Here is an 11,327-nt window from a genome sequence, read left to right on the forward strand (position 1 = left end):
TTGTTTATGCTCATATTTTGGGCCGGAGTAAACGTAGTGGAGACGGAAGTAAGACGGCGCGGCAGGCCTGGACAGGCGGAGCCGGTTGCGCAGAAAGGCGCTCAGGCGCTTGAGAGAGGCATTGCGATTTTGCAGTATCTCGAAAGAAGTGGAGGCAGTTCGTCAGTTAGCGATATTTCCGGCAGTCTGGATTTACCGCTCTCCACGACTTTTCGCCTGTTGAAAGTTTTACAGGGTGCTGATTTTGTCTATCAGGACAGCCAGTTAGGTTGGTGGCATATCGGTTTAGGCGTATTCAATGTAGGCTCCGCGTATATTCATAACCGCGATGTCCTGTCGGTAGCCGGACCTTTTATGCAACGCTTGATGCTATTGTCTGGTGAAACGGTCAACGTAGCGATTCGCAATGGTACTGAAGCGGTGTTGATTGGTCAGAAGGAGTGCAAATCAATGGTAAGAATGTGCGCACCTTTGGGGAGTCGAATGCCACTCCATGCTTCCGGGGCGGGGAAAGCGCTGCTTTATCCGCTAATGGAAGAGGAGCTGATGGACATTGTCGTCAAAACGGGGTTACAGCAGTTTACGCCAACGACATTGGTGGATTTTCCGACTCTGCTCCGGAACCTGGAACAGGCGCGTGAGAAGGGATATATCGTTGATCATGAAGAACATGTTATCGGATTGAATTGCATCGCTTCAGCTATCTATGACGATGCAGGCAGCGTAGTCGCTGCCATCTCTATTTCGGGCCCCGCATCCAGACTGACGGAAGATCGTTTTATCAGTCAGGGGGAGCTGGTACGGGATACTGCACGAGATATCAGTACGGCGCTGGGTTTAAAAGCCCCCGTAGCTTAAGTCGCAACCCGCTCAGAGGAGCGGGACTTTTTTGGATTTTTTCAATGTTGGAAAATTTTTCCAATAAATAGAGGTAGAAAGAAAATGGCAAAAATGAGAGCCGTTGACGCGGCAATGTATGTGCTGGAAAAAGAAGGTATCACCACCGCATTTGGGGTTCCAGGAGCGGCAATTAACCCGTTCTATTCCGCAATGCGTAAGCATGGAGGCATCCGTCATATTCTGGCTCGTCATGTTGAAGGCGCTTCCCATATGGCGGAAGGCTATACGCGTGCGACGGCAGGCAATATTGGTGTTTGCTTGGGCACTTCAGGCCCGGCGGGAACCGATATGATTACCGCGTTATATTCCGCATCAGCCGATTCTATTCCTATTTTATGTATTACCGGTCAGGCGCCGCGAGCCCGTTTGCATAAAGAAGATTTCCAGGCGGTGGACATTGAGTCGATTGCTAAGCCGGTGAGTAAAATGGCTGTCACCGTGCGTGAGGCGGCTTTAGTACCTCGCGTATTGCAGCAGGCGTTCCATCTGATGCGCTCCGGTCGTCCAGGCCCGGTGTTGATCGATTTACCGTTTGATGTGCAGGTAGAGGAAATCGAATTCGATCCTGACATGTACGAGCCGTTGCCTGTTTACAAACCAACTGCAAGCCGGATGCAGATTGAGAGAGCGGTGGAAATGCTGATTCAGTCAGAGCGTCCGGTCATTGTTGCGGGTGGTGGCGTCATTAACGCCGATGCTTCTCAACTGTTGCAGCGCTTTGCTGAGCTGATCAACGTTCCGGTAATCCCTACGTTGATGGGGTGGGGATGTATCCCGGACGATCATGAGCTAATGGCGGGGATGGTGGGCTTACAAACGGCGCATCGTTACGGAAATGCCACGCTGCTGGCCTCTGATATGGTGTTCGGTATTGGTAACCGTTTTGCTAACCGCCACACGGGTTCTGTCGCGAAATATACCGAAGGGCGAAAAATCATTCATATCGATATTGAGCCGACGCAAATTGGACGTGTTCTGTGTCCAGATTTGGGGATTGTTTCCGATGCTAAAGCTGCACTGACACAGCTGATTGACGTGGCTCAGGAGATGCATAAGGCGGGTCGTTTGCCATGTCGGAATACCTGGGTTGCTGAGTGTCAGCAACGCAAACGCACATTACTGCGTAAAACCCACTTCGATAATGTCCCGGTAAAACCACAGCGTGTTTATGAAGAAATGAATAAAGCCTTTGGTCGCGATGTTTGCTATGTCACGACCATTGGATTATCTCAGATTGCCGCTGCGCAAATGCTGCACGTATTTAAGGACCGTCATTGGATCAACTGCGGTCAGGCTGGCCCTCTTGGCTGGACGCTGCCGGCGGCATTAGGGGTTTGTGTGGCTGACCCAACGCGTAACGTTGTTGGGATTTCCGGTGATTTTGACTTCCAGTTCCTGATCGAAGAACTGGCGGTGGGCGCACAGTTCAACATTCCTTACATCCATGTGCTGGTCAACAACGCCTATCTCGGCCTGATTCGCCAGTCGCAGCGCGCTTTTGATATGGATTACTGCGTGCAACTGGCGTTCGAAAATATCAACTCCAGCGAAGTAAACGGCTATGGCGTCGATCACGTCAAAGTGGCTGAGGGATTAGGCTGTAAAGCCATCCGCGTATTTAAACCTGAAGATCTTGCTCCGGCATTTGAACAAGCCAAAGCTCTGATGGCGCAGTACCGCGTTCCGGTTGTGGTCGAAGTGATCCTTGAGCGCGTGACCAACATCTCTATGGGCAGTGAGCTGGATAATGTAACCGAGTTTGAAGAGATTGCCGACGGTGCGATGGATGCGCCAACCGAAACCTGTTTTATGAAATACGAATAGAAGGGGTGACAGATGTTACGTTTCTCAGCCAATCTTTCCATGCTGTTTCTGGAATACAGTTTTCTTGAACGCTTCGATAAAGCGGCACAATCGGGATTTCGTGGCGTAGAGTTTATGTTTCCCTACGATTACGACATTGATGTATTAAAGGAAAAACTGCAGACCAATCAACTGGAGCATACGCTGCATAATCTTCCTGCCGGAGACTGGGCGGCGGGTGAACGCGGTATCGCCTGTATTCCGGGTCGCGAAGAAGAATTTCGCGATGGTGTCGCGGCGGCTGTTCGTTATGCGAAGGGGCTCGGCAATAAGAAGATCAATTGTCTGGTAGGGAAAACGCCTGCGGGGTTTTCTGCCGAACAGATCCAGCCGACGTTGGTGGAAAACCTGCGCTATGCGGCAAATATGTTAGCGCAAGAAGATATTTTATTGCTGATTGAGCCGATCAACCATTTTGATATTCCTGGATTCCATCTCACCGGGACCCAGCAGGCGCTGGCTTTAATCGATAGCGTCGGTTGCAATAATATCAAGATTCAGTATGACATTTACCATATGCAGCGTATGGAAGGGGAATTAACCCAGACCATGACCACGTGGGCAAATAAAATAGGTCATTTGCAAATTGCTGATAACCCTCGTCGCGGAGAACCGGGGACTGGCGAAATTAATTATGACTTTATTTTTAAGTTTATCGATAAATCAGGTTATGACGGTTGGATTGGTTGCGAATATAAACCATTGACCACCACCGAAGCGGGATTATCGTGGATTAATCAATATCGATAATTTTTAAGGAATTTCAGGTAACGCCATTTTTCCACTTTGCTGGAAGGGGATTGTGTTGCCTGAATTCGGGAAAATCGACAGAGATATAAGAGGTTAAAATGAAACTGGGATTTATTGGCCTGGGTATTATGGGTTCGCCAATGGCGATTAATCTGGCTCGCGCCGGACATCAATTACATGTCACGACCATTGGTCCGGTTGCGGACGAATTGCTGTCATTGGGGGCAGTTAATGTTGAAACTGCGTGTCAGGTAACTGATTTTGCAGACATCATCTTCATAATGGTTCCGGACACGCCGCAGGTGGAAGAAGTGCTTTTTGGCGAACACGGTTGTGCCAAAACCGCATTGCAGGGAAAAACCATTGTCGATATGAGTTCTATCTCTCCTATCGAAACCAAACGTTTTGCGAAACAGGTTAATGAGTTGGGCGGGGATTACCTCGATGCGCCCGTCTCTGGCGGGGAAATTGGCGCTCGCGAAGGTACCTTGTCCATTATGGTTGGCGGTGAGTCAGATGTATTTGCACGGGTCAAACCGCTGTTTGATATTCTGGGTAAAAATATCACGCTGGTAGGCGGTAATGGTGATGGTCAAACCTGTAAGGTGGCTAACCAAATTATCGTTGCCTTAAATATTGAAGCTGTTTCAGAGGCGTTAGTCTTTGCTTCGAAAGCTGGCGCGGATCCTGTTCGCGTTCGTCAGGCATTAATGGGCGGGTTTGCCTCTTCTCGTATTCTGGAAGTACATGGTGAGCGTATGATCAAGCGCACCTTTGAGCCTGGTTTCAAAATTGCATTGCATCAAAAAGATCTTAATCTTGCATTACAAAGCGCTAAGGCTCTGTCATTGAATTTGCCTAATACGGCAACCTGTCAGGAATTATTTAATACCTGTGCCGCGAATGGCGGGAGCCAGTTAGATCACTCGGCAATGGTTCAGGCGTTGGAATTAATGGCAAATCATAAATTATCATGATCATTCGTATCGCTGCGCTCACTGCAGCGATACATTTTAATCAGACACACTTTGGAAAGGTGCATGTCATGAGTGAAAAGAATAAATCCGGTATCGAATACTGGAAGAGGATTGTCGTTGTAATGAGTTTGGGTTGGGTAGCAATATGGATATATCGCACCGTGCTCACACCTATTTATCCTGAGATTCAGGCATCGCTGGGTAATGTCAGCAACGCTGAAATAGGCGCCATTGCCAGTTTTTATTTCTTCGCCTATTGCAGCATGCAAATTCCCTGCGGAATTCTGGTAGATAAGCTTGGCCAGAAAATTATGCTGATGTGTGGGTTTACGCTGTTTATTATTGGTACGCTGAGTATTGCAAAAGCCACTGGACTGGTGATGATCTATGCTGGTTCGCTAATGGCGGGAGCGGGCTGCGCCTCTTTCTTTAGTTCAGCGTATTCACTCTCTTCGGCAAATGTCCCACAGGCTCGTCGGGCACTGGCAAATGCCATTATTAATAGTGGCTCTGCAATTGGGATGGGGATCGGATTAATCGGTTCCAGCGTGCTGGTAAAAAGCATGAACATGGCCTGGCAAAATGTGTTGTTCCTGGTTGCTGCCATTCTGGTGGTGATGCTGTGCATATTCACTTTGGTTATCCGTGGTAAGGCAAAAAATGAAGTACCTACTGCAGATCAGAAAATTCAAACGGGAACGGCGTCAGAAGAGAAGAGCCCGCCACTATTTTCGGGTCTGTTATGTAGCGTGTACTTCCTCTACTTCTGTACCTGCTATGGCTATTACCTGATCGTGACTTGGCTTCCGTCTTATCTGCAGACTGAACGAGGATTTGATGGCGGCGCGATTGGGGTGGCCTCGGCGTTAGTCGCCGTGGTGGGTGTCCCTGGCGCATTATTCTTTAGCCATCTGTCCGATAAGTTTCGCAACAGCAAAGTCAACGTCATTCTTGGTCTGGAGATCATGGCCGCCGCAATGCTGGTATTTACGGTGTTGTCGCCGAATACTACCATGTTGATGGTCAGCCTGACTCTGTACGGTTTACTGGGAAAAATGGCGGTGGATCCGATTCTGATCTCCTTTGTTTCTGAGCAAGCGTCATCAAAAACGCTGGGCAGAGCATTTAGCCTGTTTAACTTCTTTGGCATGAGCTCAGCGGTTATTGCGCCAACATTAACCGGATTTATTTCTGATTTGACGGGCTCTAAAGAAATAAGTTTTGTTATCTCCGCCTGTTTGGTTGTTACCGGAACGCTTATTTTTGCGGCCGTTACATTATATAAAAAGAAAGCAACGACAGTCATTGCTTCAGCATAAAAATATAATTAAAACTATTTAACTTATTTTCTATTGTTTTTGTTCCGCATAGCTAAACCCATTACAACGTTATCCGATACGTGACCAGAGGGATTTATGGAACATCAAAGAGATCTATATCAACAACGTGGTTATAGTGACGACTTATTACCAAAAACAGCCGAGCAACGAAACTGGAAAACATTCAACTATTTTACATTATGGATGGGTTCTGTGCATAACGTACCTAATTACGTTATGGTTGGCGGGTTCTTTATTCTTGGACTTTCCACATTCAGCATCATGCTGGCTATTATTATTAGTGCATTTTTTATTGCGTTAGTTATGGTAATGAACGGTGCAGCCGGAAGTAAATACGGTGTACCTTTTGCAATGATTCTGCGTGGCTCGTATGGCGTACGCGGAGCGCTCTTCCCGGGACTCTTGAGAGGGGGGATTGCAGCAATTATGTGGTTCGGTCTGCAATGTTACGCCGGATCGCTGGCATTTCTTATTCTGATTGGCAAGATATGGCCAGGTTTTTTAACGCTGGGCGGTGACTTTACCTTATTAGGGCTTTCTCTGCCGGGGCTGATTACATTTCTTATATTTTGGCTCATTAATGTCGGTATTGGTTTTGGTGGTGGTAAGGTATTAAATAAATTTACCGCAATCCTCAACCCCTGTATTTATATTGTATTCGGCGGGATGGCTATCTGGGCGATATCCCTGGTAGGAATTGGACCGATTCTGGACTACATTCCTGGCGGCGTGCAAAAGGCGGGCAACAGCGGATTCCTGTTTCTGGTTGTTATCAACGCGGTTGTTGCGGTATGGGCCGCTCCGGCGGTGAGTGCATCCGATTTCACGCAAAATGCCCATTCATTTCGTGAACAAGCGTTGGGCCAGACGCTGGGGCTCATTGTCGCATACGTGCTGTTTGCCATTGCCAGCGTGTGCATAATCGCCGGTGCCAGTATTCATTACGGAATGGATACGTGGAATGTGCTGGATATCGTGCAGCGTTGGGACAGTTTATTTGCCTCGTTTTTTGCGGTACTGGTTATTTTGATGACGACAATCTCTACGAACGCTACCGGTAATATTATTCCTGCTGGTTATCAGATTGCCGCTATTGCACCTACTAAGTTAACGTATAAAAACGGTGTATTGATCGCCAGTATTATTAGTTTGCTGATTTGTCCGTGGAAATTAATGGAAAATCAGAGCAGTATTTATCTGTTTCTGGATATTATCGGCGGGATGCTTGGCCCTGTTATTGGGGTTATGTTAGCGCATTATTTTGTCGTGATGCGTGGAAAAATTAATCTTGATGAATTATATACCGCCAGCGGTGATTACCAATATTATGAAAACGGATTTAATCTGACAGCCTTCTCCGTAACGTTAGTGGCAGTCATTCTTTCACTGGGAGGTAAATTTATTCCTCTACTCGAACCGTTATCGCGAGTGTCGTGGTTTGTTGGCGTTATTGTCGCATTTGTTGCCTATGCCTTGCTGAAGAAAAAATCGGTTGCTGAATCAGCCGGAGCGCAAAAAGCCACAGGGCAGATGTGATGAAGTCAGTAAGCGCTTATTTAAGCGTGAGTTATGTATAAAAATTATCTGTATCCATACAAGGAGTTCGTTATGTCTTTTGATTTAATTATTAAGAACGGTACTGTTATTTTAGAAAATGAAGCTCGCATTGTTGATATTGCCGTCCAGGCTGGAAAAATCGCCGCCATTGGCGAGAATCTGGGTGAGGCGAAGCAGGTCATGGATGCGACGGGTCTGGTGGTTTCACCAGGCATGGTTGATGCGCATACCCATATCTCTGAGCCGGGTCGTACCCATTGGGAAGGGTATGAGACGGGGACGCGTGCCGCGGCAAAAGGCGGTATCACCACGATGATCGAAATGCCTCTCAACCAGCTACCCGCGACGGTGGATCGTGAAACCATCGAACTGAAATTTGATGCGGCCAAAGGCAAATTGACCATTGATGCCGCGCAGCTTGGCGGTCTGGTTTCTTACAACCTCGATCGTCTGCACGAGCTGGATGACATCGGTGTCGTCGGTTTCAAATGCTTCGTTGCCACCTGTGGCGACCGCGGTATCGATAATGATTTCCGCGACGTGAACGACTGGCAGTTCTTTAAAGGCGCGCAGAAACTGGCGGAAATGAACCAGACGGTACTGGTGCATTGCGAAAACGCGCTCATCTGCGACGAGCTTGGCGAGGAGGCTAAACGCGAAGGTCGCGTGACGGCGCATGATTATGTGGCCTCACGTCCGGTATTTACCGAAGTGGAAGCGATTCGTCGCGTGCTGTATCTGGCGAAAGTCGCCGGTTGTCGCCTGCATGTCTGCCATATCAGCAGCCCGGAAGGCGTGGAGGAAGTGACCCGTGCCCGTCAGGAAGGTCAGGATGTAACCTGCGAATCCTGCCCGCATTATTTCGTACTGGATACCGATCAGTTTGAAGAGATTGGCACCCTGGCGAAATGTTCTCCGCCGATCCGCGATCTGCAAAATCAGGAAGGGATGTGGGAAAAGCTGTTTAACGGCGAGATTGACTGCCTGGTTTCTGACCACTCTCCATGCCCACCGGAAATGAAGGCCGGCAATATCATGCAGGCGTGGGGCGGCATTGCCGGACTGCAGAGCTGCATGGACGTTATGTTTGATGAAGCCGTGCAAAAACGCGGTATGTCGCTGCCGCTGTTCGCTAAATTGATGGCAACCAACGCTGCCGATATTTTTGGTCTGAAGCAGAAAGGACGTATCGCCCCGGGTAAAGATGCCGACTTCGTCTTTATTCAACCGGACAGCAAATACGTTCTGAAGAACGAAGACCTGGAATATCGCCACAAAGTCAGCCCTTATGTAGGCCGGACGATTGGCGCGCGCATTACGAAAACTATTCTGCGTGGTGATGTTATTTATGACATCGAGCAAGGTTTCCCGGTATCGCCAAAAGGTCAATTTATCCTTAAACATCAACAATAATGTGATGTGAATTAATGCCCGTCATGTTGGCGGGCATTCTTTATTCTAAGGTATGAGTATGCTTCCTGTTATTAACCGCGAAAGTTTGTTGTCCGGCTTTCAGTGGTTTTTCTTTATTTTTTGTAATACGGTTGTGGTCCCGCCAACGCTGGTTTCTGCTTTTCATCTCCCTGTGAGCAATCTGCTAATGCTCACGCAGTACGCTTTTTTAACGACGTCTCTGGCCTGTCTTGCGCAGGTGATTTGTGGCCATCGCCGCGCCATTATGGAAGGACCAACCGGTTTATGGTGGGGAACCATACTGACGATTACGCTGGCTGAGGCATCACGCGGAACACCGCTCAATGATATCGCCACCAGCCTGTCCGTTGGAATTGTGATTTCCGCTGTTCTGACGATGATTATCGGCTTTAGTGGCCTGGGACATCAATTAGCCCGGCTCTTTACCCCAACGGTGATGGTTTTTTTTATGCTGCTGCTCGGCGCGCAGCTGACCACCATCTTTTTTAAGGGCATGCTGGGTTTGCCCTTTGGCATTGCGGATACCAGCGTCAAAATTCAACTGGCACCCTTTAGCCTGGCAGTAGGCGTGATGTGCTTCATCCTTGCGATGATCATCTTTTTACCGCAGCGGATCTCGCGCTATGCCCTGTTGGTTGGGGCGGTAGTGGGGTGGGGACTTTGGCGATTTTGTTTCCCATCAGCATCCCTGCCATCCAGCGAATTAAGCTGGCAGTGGTTCCCGTTAGGTAGCCATGGCAGACTGTTACCGGGCATTATTCTGACGGCCGTTATCACCGGTCTGGTGAATATCAGTAATACCTATGGCGCGGTGCGCGGCACGGACGTCTTTTATGCGCAGCAAGGCTCCAGCAGCTCGCGTTATCGCCGCAGCTTTATTATTTCCGGTTTTATGACGCTGGTGACAGTGCCTTTAGCCGTGATTCCATTTTCACCTTTTGTCTCTTCTATCGGTCTGTTAACACAGACCGGCGACAGCTCGCGAAAATCATTTATTTGCGGCAGCGTATTATGTTTATTCGTGGCAATGGTTACGCCGCTAACCCGTTTATTTTGCGCCATTCCACTGGCGATCAGCAGTGCCGTGATGCTGGTTTCTTATCTTCCGCTGCTCTATTCCGGTCTGGTTTTTAGCCAGCAAATCACATTTACCGCACGCAATATTTATCGACTGGCGCTCCCGCTGTTTGTCGGCATTTTTTTGATGGGGCTGCCTCCGGTTTATTTACATGATCTTCCGTTGACTATTCGGCCATTACTGAGCAATGGCTTGCTGGTGGGGATTTTACTGGCGGTGCTTATGGAAAATCTCATTCCATGGGAACGCATTAAATAACATGATGAAAAAGGATTGATGATGAAAATTGTAATTGCGCCAGATTCATTTAAAGAGAGCTTAAGCGCTGACCAATGCTGCCAGGCAATTAAAGCCGGATTTTCAGCCATATTCCCGGATGCAGAATATATTTGTTTGCCGGTGGCTGATGGCGGAGAGGGTACTGTGGATGCAATGGTGGCGGCGACAGGAGGAAAAGTTGTCTCTGTGGAGGTCTGCGGGCCGATGAAGGAAAAGGTCATGGGATTTTATGGCCTGACAGGTGACGGAAAGACCGCCATTATTGAAATGGCGGCGGCGAGTGGACTGATGCTGGTCGAACCGCAGGCACGCAATCCTCTACTGGCCTCAAGTTACGGCACCGGCGAGCTGATTCGCCATGCGCTGGATGCCGGTATTCGTCATATTATTCTTGGTATTGGCGGGAGTGCGACGGTTGATGGCGGTATGGGGATGGCCCAGGCGCTTGGCGTGCAGTTTCTTGACGCGCAAGGGGCGTCATTGAGCGCGGGGGGTGGTAGCTTGTCACGTCTGGCGAGCATCGACCTGCAACAGTGCGATCCGCGGCTGAAAGCATGTCGCATTGACGTTGCCTGTGACGTAGACAACCCTTTGGTTGGTCCGCGCGGCGCTGCAAGAGTATTTGGCCCGCAGAAAGGGGCGACGCCTGAGATGGTTGAGATGCTGGAAGAAGGGTTACTCAACTATGCCCGTGTGCTGCAAACCCTGACCGGTGAGGATGTTGCTCAGATGCCTGGCGGCGGAGCGGCTGGAGGAATGGGGATTGCTGCGGTTATCTTCTTGCAGGCCAGCATGAAACCCGGCATTGAGATTGTGCTGCAGGCTGTACAGCTGGAGCGGGCAATTAAAGATGCGGCGCTGGTTATCACCGGCGAGGGACGTATTGATTCGCAAACGGTCGGTGGCAAAGCGCCAATCGGGGTAGCGTCGGTGGCCATGCAGCATCACGTTCCTGTTATTGGTATTGCTGGGGTGTTGGGCGAAGGCGTAGAGGTGGTGCACAGCCATGGTATCGATGCGGTATTCAGTATTCTGCCGCGACTCGCGCCGTTAGCAGAAGTGCTGGCGAGCGGCGAAACTAATCTCTATCACTGCGCGCGTAATATCGCTTGTGCGATGAAACTGGGTCAGGCGGTGACTCTGCGTTAA

At 49.2% G+C, this 11,327-nt stretch carries 9 protein-coding genes; all 9 read left to right on the forward strand.

Translation table 11 applies throughout. The features are described 5' to 3' along the window. Window positions 1–6: 6 nt before the first annotated feature. The 9 genes from allR (at window position 7) to glxK (ending at window position 11,327) form a co-directional block, all read left to right on the forward strand. Window positions 7–858: an HTH-type transcriptional repressor AllR gene (allR, locus tag AACS05_RS05365; protein ID WP_045440736.1), complete on the forward strand. Its 852-nt coding sequence runs from the start codon at window positions 7–9 to the stop codon at window positions 856–858. Window positions 859–942: 84 nt separating this feature from the next. After that, entirely contained in the window at window positions 943–2,724 is a 1,782-nt protein-coding gene (gene gcl, locus AACS05_RS05370; protein WP_045440745.1) for a glyoxylate carboligase, read from the forward strand. 12 nt (window positions 2,725–2,736) lie between these two features. Next, on the forward strand, window positions 2,737–3,513 hold the full coding sequence (gene hyi / locus AACS05_RS05375; protein WP_045440757.1) for a hydroxypyruvate isomerase: 777 nt from the start codon (window positions 2,737–2,739) through the stop codon (window positions 3,511–3,513). Window positions 3,514–3,611: 98 nt separating this feature from the next. After that, window positions 3,612–4,490, forward strand: coding sequence for a 2-hydroxy-3-oxopropionate reductase (gene glxR / locus AACS05_RS05380; protein ID WP_045440763.1), 879 nt, complete (start codon window positions 3,612–3,614; stop codon window positions 4,488–4,490). 68 nt (window positions 4,491–4,558) lie between these two features. Continuing rightward, window positions 4,559–5,809 carry an MFS transporter gene (locus AACS05_RS05385; protein ID WP_045449480.1) on the forward strand — a complete coding sequence of 417 codons (1,251 nt, stop codon included), beginning with the start codon at window positions 4,559–4,561 and terminating at the stop codon, window positions 5,807–5,809. A 96-nt stretch (window positions 5,810–5,905) separates the two neighbouring features. Then, window positions 5,906–7,366 (forward strand): allantoin transporter, encoded by a 1,461-nt coding sequence (locus tag AACS05_RS05390; RefSeq protein WP_045440766.1) that lies wholly within the window; start codon window positions 5,906–5,908, stop codon window positions 7,364–7,366. Between the two features lie 72 nt (window positions 7,367–7,438). Then, window positions 7,439–8,800: an allantoinase AllB gene (gene allB, locus AACS05_RS05395; RefSeq protein WP_045440768.1), complete on the forward strand. Its 1,362-nt coding sequence runs from the start codon at window positions 7,439–7,441 to the stop codon at window positions 8,798–8,800. A gap of 58 nt (window positions 8,801–8,858) precedes the next feature. After that, entirely contained in the window at window positions 8,859–10,157 is a 1,299-nt protein-coding gene (locus AACS05_RS05400) for a uracil/xanthine transporter (protein WP_045440772.1), read from the forward strand. Between the two features lie 21 nt (window positions 10,158–10,178). Further along, window positions 10,179–11,327 carry a glycerate 3-kinase gene (gene glxK, locus AACS05_RS05405; RefSeq protein WP_045440774.1) on the forward strand — a complete coding sequence of 383 codons (1,149 nt, stop codon included), beginning with the start codon at window positions 10,179–10,181 and terminating at the stop codon, window positions 11,325–11,327.

The sequence above is a fragment of the Citrobacter sp. S-77 genome (genome assembly GCF_963864895.1).
Classification (GTDB): Bacteria; Pseudomonadota; Gammaproteobacteria; order Enterobacterales; family Enterobacteriaceae; genus Citrobacter; species Citrobacter murliniae.